Below are 13,811 nucleotides of genomic sequence, written 5' to 3' on the forward strand. Positions count from 1 at the left end.
GGCCACACGGCACCTCCGCCACGCGCGCGGGCGCGCGCTACAACTTCTCGACCGGTGCGTACCGCAGCAGCAGCCGCTTCGGCTTGGGCTCGCCGAAGTCGACCGTCGCCTCCGCGTTCGCTCCCGTGCCCTTCACTCCGACGACCGTGCCGAGGCCGAACTGGTCGTGCGTGACCCGGTCACCGACGGCCAGGGCGACCACCGGCTTCTCCGTGGCGCGGCGGGTGGCGAAGCCCTGTGCGCCGCCGGCCCGCGAGCGCGAGGACGACAGCGACGAGGCGATGCCCCCGGCCGGTCCCGATCCGCCGGAACCGGACGACGCCGGGGCGCCGATGGAGCCCGTCCGCTTCCAGTCCAGGTGGGTGTCCGGGATCTCCTCGAGGAAGCGCGACGGCGGGTTGTACGACGGCTGGCCCCAGGCGCTGCGCATCGAGGACCGCGTCAGATAGAGCCGTTCACGCGCGCGCGTGATGCCCACGTACGCGAGCCGGCGCTCCTCCTCCAGCTCCTTGACCTGCCCGAGGGAGCGCATGTGCGGGAACACGCCGTCCTCCATGCCGGTCAGGAAGACCACGGGGAACTCGAGGCCCTTGGCGGTGTGCAGCGTCATCAGGGTGATGACTCCGGAGCCGTCGTCCTCCTCGTCGGGGATCTGGTCGGAGTCGGCGACCAGGGCGACACGCTCCAGGAAGTCGGAGAGCGTCCCGGCCGGAGCGGCGGCGGCCCCCTCGTCACCCTCGGCCTGGTCACCTTCCGCCGGGCCTGCGCCCTGCGCCTGGCCGTCGCCCTGCGCCTGGGCGTCGCCCTGCTGCCCCGCCTGGCTGTTGTCCTGCTCGAACTCCAGGGCCACCGCGGCAAGTTCCTGGAGGTTCTCGATGCGTGTCTCGTCCTGCGGGTCGGTCGAGGCCTGCAACTCGGCGAGGTAGCCGGTGCGTTCGAGGACGGCCTCCAGGACGACGGCCGGTCCCGCGCCGGACTCGACGACCGTCCGCAGCTCCTCCATGAGCGTGTTGAACCGCTTGACGGCGTTGGCCGAGCGGGCCGCCATGCCGTACGCCTCGTCGACGCGGCGCAGCGCCTGCGGGAAGGAGATCTTCTCGCGCTGCGAGAGCGCGTCGATCATCGCCTCGGCGCGGTCGCCGATGCCCCGCTTGGGCACGTTGAGGATGCGGCGCAGCGGGACCGCGTCCTCGGGGTTGGCGAGAACGCGCAGGTAGGCCAGCACATCGCGGACCTCCTTGCGCTCGTAGAAGCGGACGCCGCCGACGACCTTGTAGGGCAGGCCGACGCGGATGAAGATCTCTTCGAAGACACGGGACTGGGCGTTCGTCCGGTAGAAGATCGCCACGTCGCCGGCCTTGGCGTCGCCCGCGTCCGTGAGGCGGTCGATCTCGTCGGCGACGAACTGTGCCTCGTCGTGCTCCGTGTCGGCGACGTATCCGGTGATGCGCGCGCCCGCGCCCTGGTTGGTCCACAGGTTCTTCGGGCGGCGGCTTTCGTTCCGCTCGATGACCGCGTTCGCGGCGGTGAGGATCGTCTGCGTGGAGCGGTAGTTCTGCTCCAGGAGGATCGTCGTCGCGTCGGTGTAGTCCTCCTCGAACTGGAGGATGTTGCGGATCGTGGCGCCGCGGAAGGCGTAGATCGACTGGTCGGCGTCGCCCACCACGCACAGCTCGGCGGGGTCGTCGCCCTCGCCTCCGGAGGGGCCGACCAGCTCGCGCACCAGCGCGTACTGCGCGTGGTTGGTGTCCTGGTACTCGTCGACCATGACGTGCCGGAAGCGGCGGCGGTAGTGCTCGGCAACGTCCGGGAAGGCGCGGAGCAGGTGGACCGTCGTCATGATCAGGTCGTCGAAGTCCAGCGCGTTCGCCTCGCGGAGGCGCGACTGGTACATCGCGTAGGCCTCGGCGAGGGTCTTGTCGAAGCCGTCGGCCGCCCGGCCCGCGAAGTCCTCCTCGTCGATCAGCTCGTTCTTCAGGTTGGAGATCTTGGCGCTGAAGGACTTCGGCGGGAACTTCTTCGGATCGAGATCCAGGTCACGGCAGACCAGGGCCATCAGCCGCTTGGAGTCCGCGGCGTCGTAGATCGAGAAGGAGGAGGTGAAGCCCAGCTTCTTGTACTCGCGGCGCAGGATGCGGACGCAGGCGCTGTGGAAGGTCGACACCCACATCGCGTTCGCCCGCGGGCCCACGAGCTGCTCGACGCGCTCCTTCATCTCGCCCGCGGCCTTGTTCGTGAAGGTGATCGCGAGGATCTGGCCGGGGTGCACACCGCGCTCGGCGAGCAGGTACGCGATGCGGTGGGTCAGCACGCGGGTCTTGCCGGAGCCGGCGCCGGCGACGATGAGCAGCGGCGCGCCGGCGTGCACGACGGCCGCGCGCTGGTTCTCGTTCAGCCCGTCCAGGAGCGACGCCGGGTCGATGACCGGGCGGGGGGCACCGTCGCGGTAGTGCGTCTCCCGGGTCATGGGCGCGTCGAACTTCCCGTCGAACAGGTCGTCCGGAATGGGCTCCGGAGCGCTGTCCTCGGGCGGCGGCGGGGTCGCTTCGTCCGTGGCCCGGGAGGGCTGCAGGTCCGCCAGGAAGCTGTCATCAAAGAGGCTGCTCATCGCCTCCCGAGTCTAGGCGGCCCCACTGACAACCCGCTGCGGGTTCCGGTCACCTCTCGCCCGGCCACCCGGCCGACCGCCCCGCCCGGCTACCCCACGCCCGCGGACGATCACGCTCCGCATTTGCCGGTGCGTACCATTCCGATGTTCGCACCGGGCCTCGCGCAAAGTCACGAAAATGTATCGGGCATAACGAACATCAACCTTCACACGGGCCACACGAGTTGGCTAGCGTGCTCCGCGGGCCTCTCGTCCCCCACCGGCGAACCCCGCCGGGAACGGGTGGCCTCCGCCGAGTCCGACGTGCTCGGAGCCGGGGACCCACCGTAAAACTTGGGGTGAATCAGTCCCGTACGCAGTACGGGACCGTAGGGCAACCTTCCGGACCAGCCGCCCGAACCCGACAGCTAACCCGGTAGGCGGTCTACGGAAGGAGTCGCCTCCCTTGGCGTCGCACCGCAAGCCGCGGACCCGGGCATCCGCACTCCGCACGACCCCCGCCCTCGGCATCACGACGGCGGCCCTCACCTCCGTCGCCCTCCTCTCGCAGAGCGCGCAGGCAGCGCCCTCCACACCGGCGAAGCCCAGCCTCGAAGAGGTCCAGAAGAAGGTCGACGAGCTCTATCAGCAGGCCGGCGTGGCCACCCAGAAGTACAACGCGGCCAAGGAGCGCTCCGACAAGCAGCGCAAGAAGGTCGACCGCCTGCTCGACGACGTGGCCGCGCGCGCCGACAAGCTGAACGACGCGCGTAAGGAACTCGGCTCGTTCGCCGCCGCGCAGTACCGCACCGGTGCCGTCTCCGAGACGGCGACGATGATGCTCGCCAACGACCCGCAGGGCTACTTCGACCAGAACCACCTCACGGACCGGCTGACCACGCGCCAGAAGAAGGCGGTCGACGCGTACGAGGCGGAGCAGGCGTCGGCGACCAAGCAGCGCACGAAGGCCGCGACGAGCCTCAAGACCCTGAGCGACGCGCGGGACGACCTCAAGACCAGCAAGCAGACCGTCCAGCGGAAGCTGGGCCACGCGCGCGAGCTCCTCTCGAACCTCACCGCCCAGGAGAAGGCGCGGCTGGCGGAGATCGAGCGGAAGAAGAAGCAGGAGGCCAAGCGCAAGGCCGAGAAGCTGGCCCGCGAGCAGGCCGCGGAGGCGGAGCGCAAGCGCAAGGCGGAGGAGGCCGCGCAGCGGGAGAAGGAACAGGGGAAGGGCGACTCCGGTTCCGGTTCGGGGTCCGGATCAGGTTCGGGGCCGGGCACCGGCGCGGGCTCAGATGCCGGTACGGGGTCCGGTACGGGATCCGGGAGCACGGACGGCAGCTACGCCACGAAGGCCGCGAAGGTCATCGACTTCGCGGAGGCACAGATCGGCAAGCCGTACGTGTGGGGCGCCACCGGACCCGACTCCTACGACTGCTCCGGCCTCACCCAGGACGCCTGGAAGGCCGCGGGGATCTCCCTGCCGCGCACCACATGGGACCAGGTGAAGGTCGGCACGACCGTGAAGACCGCCGACGCCAAACCCGGTGACCTGGTGTTCTTCTACGACGACATCAGCCACGTCGGGATCTACATCGGCAACGGCAAGATGATCCACGCCCCGAAGCCGGGCGCGAACGTCCGCGTCGAGTCGATCTACTACATGCCGATCCACAGTGTGGTGCGCCCCGCGTAACCGCACCCCCACGCGCGTGTGGCCCGCATCCCGGGGGGATGCGGGCCACACGTACGCGACGGCTGGAGGGCCAGCCCTCAGGTCCAGAGCCTCGCCTCAGGTCCAGAGCACCGCGATGAAGATGTTCGCCACGGTCAGCAGGCCGACCGCACCGAAGAGCGGCTTCTCGATCTTCTCCTCGTCCCGCTTCACGTAGACCAGCGCGAGGATCACGATCAGCAGGGCCAGCTTGATGCCGATCTTGAGGTTGTTGACCGCGTTGTCGTCCGCCTGGTTGAGGCCCACCAGGACCACACCGGTGACGAGCATCACGAGCGCGCCGTGCAGCATCGCGGGGCTGAAACGGGCGGCACCCTGGCCCATCTGCTTCATCTGGGTGAGGAAACCGCCCAGGAGCGAGGCGATGCCGATGATGTGCAGGCCGACGAAGAGATGGATGAGTAGGTCCATGGGGCCGGAGCCTAGCCCGGTCGCCCACGGCTCCCGGCAGCCACCCCCGTACCACCGCTCCCTCACGGCTGCGGCGCAATCGAGCCATCGGTCACAGCCGCGTTCGAAGCAGGCGCCCGCGGCCGGGCGACCCGGTCACAGTCGGTCGTTCAGGCGCCCACTTCCGTCGGTTCCGCACAATCCGTCACCAACCCGTGACGGTCAGGTTTAGCGTCCTCCACCAGGTGACCGGCTCCCCGTCGCCGTCCGGACCGGACGGCTCGTCGGACACCACCGCCGAGAAACCCGGCGGCGGCCCGCTCCCCCTGTGGCGGGCCGCCGCCGGACAGGTAAGGAGCCCTCTTCGTGGCAGCGCACCGCAAGCCCCGCCCGCGCTCGCTCAGCGGCAGCACGTTCCGCACCGCTCTCACCCTCGCCCTCGCGGGAGCCGCGTCGGCGACCGCGTTCGACGGCGTCGGTCACGCCGATCCACCGCTCGGCCCCACCGAGGTGAAGGCCAAGGTCGACGCGCTCTACCGCGAGGCGGAGACGGCCACCGAGAAGTACAACGGTTCGAAGGAGAAGGCCGAGAAGGCCGAAAAGTCGCTCACCGCGCTGCGCGACGAGGCGGCCCGCAGGACGGAGAAGCTCAACTCCGCCCGCGACGCCCTGGGTTCGTACGCCACCGCGCAGTACCGCGCGGGCGGCATCGACCCCGCCGTACAGCTCGCCCTCTCCTCCGACCCCGAACAGTTCCTGGACCGCGCGGCGCGCGCCGACCGGGCCGGCGGGCGGCAGGCCGTGGCCCTGCGGGACGTCCGCAAGCAGCTCCGCGGAGTGGAACAGCTCCGCGACACGGCCGACGACCGGCTCGCCTCCCTCCGGGCCCGCCAGGCCGAGCTGCGCAAGCACAAGAAGACGGTCACCGAGAAGCTCGGCGAGGCCAAACGGCTGCTGTCCCGGCTCACGGCCCACCAGCGCGCGGAACTCGCCGCCCCCACGGTCGAACGCGCCACGCGCACACAGGTCCGCGACGCCTCCCTGCGCACCGCCAAGACCCCCACCACCAAGGCCCCCACCACCCGTGCCGCGTCCGCTGTCTCCTACGCGTACAAGGCGCTCGGCAGCCCGTACGTGTGGGGCGCCACCGGCCCGAACGCCTTCGACTGCTCGGGCCTCACCCAGGCCGCGTACCGCGCGGCGGGCGTCTCCCTGCCCCGCACCACCTACGCCCAGATCAACGCCGGCCAACGGGTCACCCGCTCCGAACTCCGCCCCGGCGACCTGGTGTTCTTCTACTCCGGCATCAGCCACGTCGGCCTCTACGTGGGCCACGGCCAGATGATCCACGCCCCGAACCCGAGCGCCCCCGTACGGCTCGCACCGATCGACCAAATGCCGTTCGCGGGCGCGACCCGCGTGACGTGAGACGGCTCGGGTGAGGCGGCTCGGGTGTGACGGAGCGGGCGAGCCGAGCCGGTGCACCGGCTCAGGCGGGATCACATGCACCGTCACCCGTACTCAGTCGCACCGTCACCCGTGATCCCGTGCGCCGTCACCCATTACTGTCACGTCCATGCCTAGCCGTACGCTGCCGCCGCCTCCACCTCCCGTGTATCTGCGCACCTGGCCGGACCGTCAGACACTCCTCACCGACCGCGGCATGGCCCTGGAAGAGCTGCACAGGCGCCACTTGGGCGTGGGCCGGCTCCTGCTGCTGTGGCTCTACGGCCTCGGCGGCTCCGTCGGCTGGGCACTGCTGGTCCAGCCACTCCAGATGCTCGCGGACAAGGACTCCTCCGGCTTCCTCCTGGGCCCCGTCCTCGGAGCCCTCGGCCTGGCGGTGCTCGCGCCCTCCGTGATCGGTGTCGTGTACGCCGTCCGGTACGACCGACGCATCCGTCACCTGTCAGCCGCCTGGCTCGCCTTGGACCACCACCCGGCGTCCGACGCCCGACTGCGCTCCCCCGCGCTCAGCCTCCTCTGGCTCCTGTCGTCCCTCGCTGTCTGCACGCTCGGCCTGTGGGCCTCCTTCGCCGCCGCCGCGTACGCCGAACCGGGCCGCGACACCTACGCCGACGTCGTCCAGGGCATGGGCGTCGGCCTCATCGTGTGGCTGACCGGCCTCCTCGGCGCCGCGAAGGCCGTCGGCCACTACCGGTGGGCGGTACGGATGCTGGCCCCGGCCCCGGCCCCGACTCCGGCCACACCCTGACCGCGGCGCCCGACCGACCGTCAGACCAGTCGCCGTGCCGTCGCCCACCGCGTCAGCTCGTGACGGTTGGACAGCTGCAACTTCCGCAGGACCGCCGACACATGCGACTCGACCGTCTTCACGGAGATGAAGAGCTGCTTGGCGATCTCCTTGTACGCGTACCCGCGCGCGATGAGCCGCAGCACCTCCCGCTCGCGCTGGGTGAGGCGGTCCAGGTCCTCGTCGACCGGAGGCGCGTCGGTGGAGGCGAAGGCGTCCAGGACGAAGCCGGCCAGGCGCGGCGAGAACACCGCGTCTCCGTCCTGCACGCGGAAGATGGAGTCGACCAGGTCCGTGCCGGTGATCGTCTTGGTGACGTAACCGCGGGCGCCGCCCCGGATGACGCCGATGACGTCCTCGGCGGCGTCGGAGACGGACAGCGCCAGGAAGCGCACCGGGTTCCCTGCGTCGGCCATCAACGGCGCGCAGCGGCGCAGGACTTCCACCCCTCCTCCGCCCGGAAGGTGCACGTCCAGCAGGACGACCTCCGGTCGGGTGGCCGTGATGACCGTGACCGCCTGGTCGACGTCCGCGGCCTCGCCCACCACCTCGACGCCGGTGATGTCGGTCCGGCCGATCTCGGCCTGCACACCGGTGCGGAACATCCGGTGGTCGTCGACCAGGACGACTCGCACACGACGCCCGTCCGCACCGCCGCCCTCGTCCGATCCGGTCGGCTCCGTGGGCCCGTTGACCCCGGTCGCGTCGCTCATGTCGTCGCCGTCCTCTCCATCTCCAGCTCGACTTCCGTACCGCCGCCGGGCACCGCGCGCAGCCGCGCCGTGCCGCCGTTGCGCTGCATGCGGCCGATGATCGATTCTCGTACGCCCATGCGGTCGTCGGGCACGGAGTCCAGGTCGAAGCCGGGGCCGCGGTCCCGGACGGACACGAACACCGTCTCCCCCTCGACTTCGGCGAAGACCTGCACCGCGCCGCCTTCGCCACCGTACTTGGCGGCGTTCACCATCGCTTCCCTCGCGGCCTGCATCTGCGCGGTCAGCCGCTCGTCGAGCGGGCAGTCGCCGACCACGACGACCTCGATGGGGACGCCGTGCTTGTCCTCGACCTCGGCGGCGCTGCGGCGGACCGCCTCGGCGAGCGTGTCGGGTTCCTCGTCCTCGTCCTTGCCGGTGCCCTCCGGTTTGTAGAGCCAGGCCCGCAGGTCGCGCTCCTGGGCGCGGGCGAGGCGGCGCACCTCGCTCGCGCTCTCCGCGTTGCGCTGGATCAGGGTCAGGGTGTGCAGCACGGAGTCGTGCACATGGGCGGCGACCTCGGCTCGCTCCTGGGCGCGGATGCGCATCAGGCGCTCCTCGGAGAGGTCCTGCATCATGCGGACGAGGTAGGGGCCGGCGAGCAGCGCGACGCCGACGAGCACGGCGAGGGAGGCCTGCAGGACGGCGCCCAGGTGGGCGGCGGAGCCCTGGAGCACGAAGATGCCGGAGACGCCGGCGCCGACGAGCAGCACGCCGGCCGCGGATCGGGCGATCGTGAGGGTGCGACGGCGGCGTCCGACGGCCATCCAGCGGGCCCGGCGGGCGTTGTCGGCCTGCCGCCAGACGAGGGCGACACCGGCGGCGACGAGCAGGGTCGGGACGACGTACGCCTTGGTCGAGCCGTCCAGGTCCACGTTGCCCACGAAGACCATGGCGACGACGACCATCGCGAGGAGCGCGACGAGCTGTCCCTTGTCGGGCTTGCGGGCCACGAGTCTGCGGCGGCCGTCCGGCGCCGTCTCGGCGGTGACGGCGGCGGGCGGGCGCTCGGCGTCCACGCCGCCCATGCCGAGCGGGACGAAGAACCAGAACGCGGCGTACAGCAGGGCGCCGAGGCCGTCCGCCGTGAAGAGTCCGACGAAGATCAGCCGGACCCAGACCACGGGCAGTCCGAGGTGTCCCGCCAGACCGCGCGCGACCCCGCCCAGCCACCGTCCGTCGCCGCTGCGGTAGAGCTTGCGCAGCGGTCGGACGTCGTCGAGGGGCGGTGCAGCGGCTTCCGGCATGTCATTGATGTTCACACGGGGGGACGGGGACGGGCATCAGGGTCGATCCCCGAGACTTCCCTGATCTCGGACCCCGTACCGGCCCTGTCAGGGGTGGGCCCCCGGGCGTCTCAGGGGTGATATCAGGGTTCGTCCAGGGTCGTCCCGACTGCCGCGACGGGCCCGCGGCCGTCACCATGGACGCATGACAGATCAGCAGCCCGCCGACACGGCGACCGAGGCCGCCCTCCGCGATGCCGTGCGCGCCGCGCAGGGCAGGCCTGGCGGTCCCGCGGGCAGTCACGCGGCGGCTCCACCGCCGCCGGAGCGGAAGTTCCGTCGCGACCGCCGGCAGAAGAAGATCGGCGGGGTGTGCGCCGGGCTCGGCCGGCTGTGCGACATGGATCCGGTGATCTTCCGCATCGGCCTCGCCGTGCTCGCGATCACGAGCGGTCTCGGTCTGGTCTTCTACGGCTTCGCGTGGCTCTTCGTGCCGTACGAGGACGAGGAGGAGAACGAGGCGCGCAGGCTTCTCTCCGGCCGGGTCGACGGCCAGGCCCTCACCGCCGTGCTCTTCGCGCTCGTCGGCTGCGGCGTCTTCCTCACCCTGTTGAGGAACGGCGGGGCGCTCACCTTCGCCGCCGTCCTCGCCCTGCTCCTCGCGGGCGCGGGGTATTGGTCGCGGCAGCGCGACACCCTCGACACCGACCCGGTGGCGGCGCAGGCCGCGGCGGACGCCCCGCCCGAGGCGCAGGCCCCGCCGATCGCCGGTGGCCCGTCGTGGTGGCGCGACCCGATCGTCAAGGACGGCACGCACGAGGGCATGACGGGCTATTTCTGGGGTCCCCCCGGCATGGAGGGCCTCGACATCGAGTACCAGGTGGTGGGCCACCGCGGCCCGCTCCGCAGAGCCACCAGGACCGCTCCCGCTCCCCCGCCGAAGCCTCGCGGGCCGCGCTGGATCGGCGGCTGGGTGTTTCTCCTCGCCCTGCTCGCGGGTGGTCTGGGCACCGGTCTGACCTGGCAGGAGCAGCCGCTCGGCACCACGCTGGAGACGGGCCTCGCGTGTGCCCTGGCGGTGCTCGGTCTCGGCATCGCGATCAGCGCCTTCCTCGGGCGCACGGGGGCGGGATCGATCGTGCTCGCGGTGCTCGTCGCCGGCCTGCTTGCGGGCGCGGCGGCCCTGCCGAAGAACATCACCACGCACTACGCCCGCACGGACTGGATACCGGTCGCGGCGGCGGACGTCCGGCCCCGGTACGAGGTGGGGCTCGGCACGGGCACGCTCGATCTGCGCAAGGTCGAGATCGGCAAGGGCAAGTCCCTGTCGACCGGTGCCGAGGTGGGCGTGGGCGACCTTCGGGTGATCGTGCCGAAGGACGCCACGGTGCGGCTGAACGCGGAAGTGGGCCTCGGCGACATCGTGTTGCCGCAGGACGAGGGCAAGGACCTGGACATCGCGCCGGGCCGCGAGAAGAACGTGACGCTGGAGCCGCCCGCGGGCGCCAAGGACGGCGGCACGATCGATCTGCACCTCGAAGTGGGCGTCGGACAAGCGAAGGTGACCCGTGCTACGTCATGAATTCCACCCGGGCAAGCTGGTTGCGGGCCTCGTCCTGCTGACGGTCGCCACCGTGTACGCGGGCGACGCGGGCGGTGCCTGGGACGCACCGTGGTTCGTCGCGCTGCCCCTTGTGATGGCGGGCCTGTTCCTCGCGGGCGTGGCGGCGGCGATCCATGGCATACGCCCGAGAGGTGGCCGTCCGGGCGGGCGCCCCCGGGACGCGTCGGCGGCGCCGGACCGGCCCTAGCTAGGGTCCGTTCCGGCGGCGGGCGGCGAGCAGGGCGTCGACGGACCAGACCGCGGCCCCGGCGAGCACCAGAGGCAGCCAGGCCATCAGGTACGCGAGGTCGTTGCCGTAGTAGTAGGGCTCCTCGTGCCAGCTCACGGTCAGCCAGAGGCTGAGCGAGATGAGGGCGCCGCCGAGCGCGGCGAGGCGGGCGAAGAGGCCGATCAGTGTGCCGATGCCGACGGCCAGTTCACCGAGGGCGATGGCGTAGCCGAACCCGACGGGGCTTTTGAGGGACAGGTCGACGAGCGCGGGGACGGCGGAGATGTCGCGCGCGCCCTCCATCTGGGCGCCGATCGAGCCCGCACCGTCGGCCTGCATGAAGGTGCTGTCGGTGAGCTTGTCCAGGCCGGCGTAGATGAAGGTGACGCCGAGGAAGATCCGTAGGGGCAGCAGGGCGTATCGGGAGGCGGACTGCCGCCAGTCGTCGCGCCTGACGTGGCTGGTGTGGTGGGTGGGGTTGTCGGCCCGGATGCCGTGCGTCATGGCACTCCGCCTCTCGCGTGGTCCCGTCTTTCGACCATACGTACGCGGCAGGGCCGCTGCTCATCTACGGGCGGCGGAATCCTCGGCGACGATCCGGAAAGAAGAGCCCGCGCTCGCGTGCGGGCCCAGCAGCTCGGTGATCCCGGGCTTCAGTGGGGGGGGGAGTCAGTCCATGACGTCGATGGTGACGCGGTTCGTCTCGACGCCCGCGGCCGTGACGACCTGGACCTCGACGCGGCCGGGTTCGACGTCGACCGGGACGGGGACGGTCAGGACGGTGTCGCTGGGGTTGGTGAAGCCGCCGGGGACCGGTACGAGAGGCACATGGACGTGCACGGCGCCGATGCGGACGACGGTGCGGGAGAGCCGATCCGCAGCCCCGGCGCCGGGTGGCACGAAACCGGCGCCGCGGATCTCGATGTCGTCGCCCGTGCGGATGGGTGCGTCGAGGTCACCGGCCTCCCGGGCGCGGACGACGGAGAGGATCACGGGGCGTCCGCCCTCGGCGTACTTCCCCGCCAGATACGTCGCGGCCGACACCAGTACGAGCACGGCGAGGCCCCACGGCAGCTCCGGCAGCTGCTCGGGCCGCCGCGCGAGGCGCACCGCGGCGAAGACGGCGGCGACGGCGCCGACCAGGACGTACTGCGCGTCGGCGAAGCTGCCGCGGCCCGCGTCGTCGGTGAGCGGGTCGGCGGCCCGCGGGCGGTCCGCGCGTACCTTCTGCAGGCGTTGGCCGAGCACCCGCAGGCCGACGACCCTGCGCACCAGCACGGCCACCGCGCACACCACGGCGAGGACGGTCACCGTGGCGGCGGCGCGGGCGAGTTCGAGGCCGTCGATCAGCGCGTCGCGCTCCCGGTGGTCGGAGGCGGCGGCCAGTTCGCCGGCGAGGACGAGCACCGCGAAGACGACGAGGAGCACCCAGCCCGCGGCCACGGTGCGCGAGGTGGAGAGCCGGTTGTCCTCGCCGATCACCGGCGCGAGGACCCCGCCGCGCGCCCGGTGGGCGTACGCCGCGGCGCTCAGCAGTCCGCCCACGACCAGGGCGGCCAGCAGCCCGGCCGTGCGCGCCGGCGTCCAGCCCGCGCCGATCGCGGTGAGCGCCTGGACCAGGAGCAGTACACCGCAGCCGCCCCAGACCACGGCGAGCGTGCGGGGCCACAGCCGGCCCAGCCAGGCCTCGCCCTCCGCTCGGCCGCGCTCGGCGACGTCGTGCGCGGACTGCGTCAGCTCGTCCGACACCCACTGCCGTGAGGCGCCCGCCGAGTGGGCGACAGCCGTAGGGAGTCCCTGTCCGGCCGCGAGTTCCTCGCGTTTGGCGAGGAACGCGGCCACGGCGCGCCGGTGCCCCTCGCGCGCCCCGTGCGGACAATCGCCGCACGTGCAGCCGCCCCCGTGCGCGCCCTGCCCCGCCTCCTGCACCGCCACCGCGTACGCCGCCTTCCCCACCCTCGAAGCCCCTGGGGCTTCCCGCGAACTTCCTTGCAGAGGAGGGGAATTGTGCCGTACTGAAAGGCGAACGAACCCCCGGGGTCAGGTCAGCGGGGGTGAAAGGTGCGGCCCGGCCTTGACGGCCGGGCCCGCCGACCGGCCGCTGGGCGCGGAGAAACGCCGGTCAACCGGGTCAGGCGAGCAGATCGGGTTCGCTGCGGCTGATGTCCTGCCACAGCGACTGGTAGTTGATCCACGCGACCAGATCGCTGCCGAGCTGCTCGCGGGTCTGCACCGCCTGCTTGTGACCGATCAGTACGGGCCGGCCGGCGGCGCGCGCGCTCAGCTGGACCTGGCAGGAGCGTTCCATGGAGATGAACCACCAGGCGGCGGCGTCGACGGAGTCCCCGACCGTGAGCAGGCCGTGGTTGCGCAGGACGACCGCCTTGTGGCCGCCGAGCGCGGTGGCGATCCTGCGGCCCTCCTCGGCGTCCACGACGACGCCCGTGTAGCCGTCGTACAGGGCGTGGCTCTCGTAGAAGGCGCAGGCCTCCTGGGTGATGGGGTCCAGGAGTTCGCCGAGTGTGGAGAGCGCGCGGCCGTGCAGGGAGTGGCAGTGCGCGACGGCGACCACGTCGGGCCGCGCCAGGTGGGCCTGGGCGTGGACGGTGAACGCGGCCTGGTTGACGTGGTGCCGGCCCTCGACGACCTGCCCCTCGGCGTTGGCGAGGACGAGGTCGCCGACGGTGACGTGCTTGAACGGCATCCCGAAGGGGTTCACCCAGAAGCAGTCGGTGTACTCCGGGTCGCGTGCGGTGATGTGGCCCGAGACCCCGTCCTCGTAGCCGAGCCTGCCGAAGATCCGCAGCGCGCCGGCCAGCCGCTCCTTGCGGTGCCGTCGCTCGTCCGCCACGGATGCGTGGACGGGCGGCATGGCGAACTGCAACCGCTCGACGGGTATCGGTGTGGGCGCGTGCATGGTTCCTCCATCCCTGGCTGTACGAGGCGGAAGGTACCGGTGGTACGTACAGGAGAACAGGGGGGCGGCTCACGCAAAGGCGACAGGAGGTGTCGGGTATCGGCGCGAGACTCGGCGC

The 13,811-nt window shown here is 71.7% G+C and carries 12 protein-coding genes and 1 riboswitch; of the genes, 5 read left to right on the forward strand and 7 right to left on the reverse strand.

Annotated elements, in window-relative coordinates:
- Positions 1-37: 37 nt before the first annotated feature.
- On the reverse strand, positions 38-2,608 hold the full coding sequence (locus ACFYO9_RS04800; RefSeq protein ID WP_358776776.1) for an ATP-dependent DNA helicase: 2,571 nt from the start codon (positions 2,606-2,608) through the stop codon (positions 38-40).
- A 280-nt stretch (positions 2,609-2,888) separates the two neighbouring features.
- Positions 2,889-3,046, forward strand: a riboswitch (cyclic di-AMP (ydaO/yuaA leader).
- Between the two features lie 7 nt (positions 3,047-3,053).
- Here ACFYO9_RS04800 and ACFYO9_RS04805 point away from each other — a divergent pair.
- A complete protein-coding gene (locus ACFYO9_RS04805) occupies positions 3,054-4,283 on the forward strand; it encodes an NlpC/P60 family protein (protein WP_358776777.1) in 1,230 nt (409 codons plus the stop codon).
- Positions 4,284-4,379: 96 nt separating this feature from the next.
- Here the strand turns inward: ACFYO9_RS04805 and ACFYO9_RS04810 are convergent, their stop codons facing one another.
- Positions 4,380-4,733: a hypothetical protein gene (locus ACFYO9_RS04810; protein WP_355803718.1), complete on the reverse strand. Its 354-nt coding sequence runs from the start codon at positions 4,731-4,733 to the stop codon at positions 4,380-4,382.
- 345 nt (positions 4,734-5,078) lie between these two features.
- On the opposite strand from ACFYO9_RS04810, the gene ACFYO9_RS04815 reads away from it, so the two are divergent.
- Both ACFYO9_RS04815 and ACFYO9_RS04820 read left to right on the forward strand, forming a co-directional pair.
- Complete coding sequence (locus ACFYO9_RS04815) at positions 5,079-6,140, forward strand: NlpC/P60 family protein (RefSeq protein WP_358776778.1); 1,062 nt, start codon at positions 5,079-5,081, stop codon at positions 6,138-6,140.
- A 148-nt stretch (positions 6,141-6,288) separates the two neighbouring features.
- A complete protein-coding gene (locus ACFYO9_RS04820; protein WP_358776779.1) occupies positions 6,289-6,927 on the forward strand; it encodes a hypothetical protein in 639 nt (212 codons plus the stop codon).
- 20 nt (positions 6,928-6,947) lie between these two features.
- On the opposite strand, the gene ACFYO9_RS04825 is transcribed toward ACFYO9_RS04820, so the two are convergent.
- Together ACFYO9_RS04825 and ACFYO9_RS04830 are read right to left on the reverse strand one after the other, a co-directional pair.
- Positions 6,948-7,679 carry a response regulator transcription factor gene (locus ACFYO9_RS04825; RefSeq protein WP_358776780.1) on the reverse strand — a complete coding sequence of 244 codons (732 nt, stop codon included), beginning with the start codon at positions 7,677-7,679 and terminating at the stop codon, positions 6,948-6,950.
- Positions 7,676-8,965: a PspC domain-containing protein gene (locus ACFYO9_RS04830; RefSeq protein WP_358776781.1), complete on the reverse strand. Its 1,290-nt coding sequence runs from the start codon at positions 8,963-8,965 to the stop codon at positions 7,676-7,678. Before ACFYO9_RS04830 ends, ACFYO9_RS04825 begins: the two co-directional genes overlap by 4 nt.
- 184 nt (positions 8,966-9,149) lie before the next feature.
- Here ACFYO9_RS04830 and ACFYO9_RS04835 point away from each other — a divergent pair, with 184 nt between their 5' ends.
- The gene (locus ACFYO9_RS04835) at positions 9,150-10,526 is read left to right on the forward strand and encodes a PspC domain-containing protein (protein ID WP_358776782.1); all 1,377 of its coding nucleotides are present in this window, start codon (positions 9,150-9,152) and stop codon (positions 10,524-10,526) included.
- Positions 10,513-10,755: a hypothetical protein gene (locus ACFYO9_RS04840; RefSeq protein ID WP_358776783.1), complete on the forward strand. Its 243-nt coding sequence runs from the start codon at positions 10,513-10,515 to the stop codon at positions 10,753-10,755. Before ACFYO9_RS04835 ends, ACFYO9_RS04840 begins: the two co-directional genes overlap by 14 nt.
- Here the strand turns inward: ACFYO9_RS04840 and ACFYO9_RS04845 are convergent, their stop codons facing one another.
- The 3 genes from ACFYO9_RS04845 to ACFYO9_RS04855 all read right to left on the reverse strand — a co-directional run bounded on the left by ACFYO9_RS04845 (position 10,756) and on the right by ACFYO9_RS04855 (position 13,693).
- Positions 10,756-11,280, reverse strand: coding sequence for a DoxX family protein (locus tag ACFYO9_RS04845; RefSeq protein WP_358776784.1), 525 nt, complete (start codon positions 11,278-11,280; stop codon positions 10,756-10,758).
- 165 nt (positions 11,281-11,445) lie between these two features.
- On the reverse strand, positions 11,446-12,711 hold the full coding sequence (locus ACFYO9_RS04850) for a hypothetical protein (RefSeq protein ID WP_358776806.1): 1,266 nt from the start codon (positions 12,709-12,711) through the stop codon (positions 11,446-11,448).
- A gap of 196 nt (positions 12,712-12,907) precedes the next feature.
- Positions 12,908-13,693, reverse strand: a complete 786-nt coding sequence (locus ACFYO9_RS04855; protein WP_355803734.1) for a class II aldolase/adducin family protein — start codon at positions 13,691-13,693, stop codon at positions 12,908-12,910.
- Between the last annotated feature and the right edge of the window lie 118 nt (positions 13,694-13,811).

It is taken from the genome of Streptomyces sp. NPDC005863 (genome assembly GCF_042871345.1).
Taxonomy (GTDB): domain Bacteria; phylum Actinomycetota; class Actinomycetes; order Streptomycetales; family Streptomycetaceae; genus Streptomyces.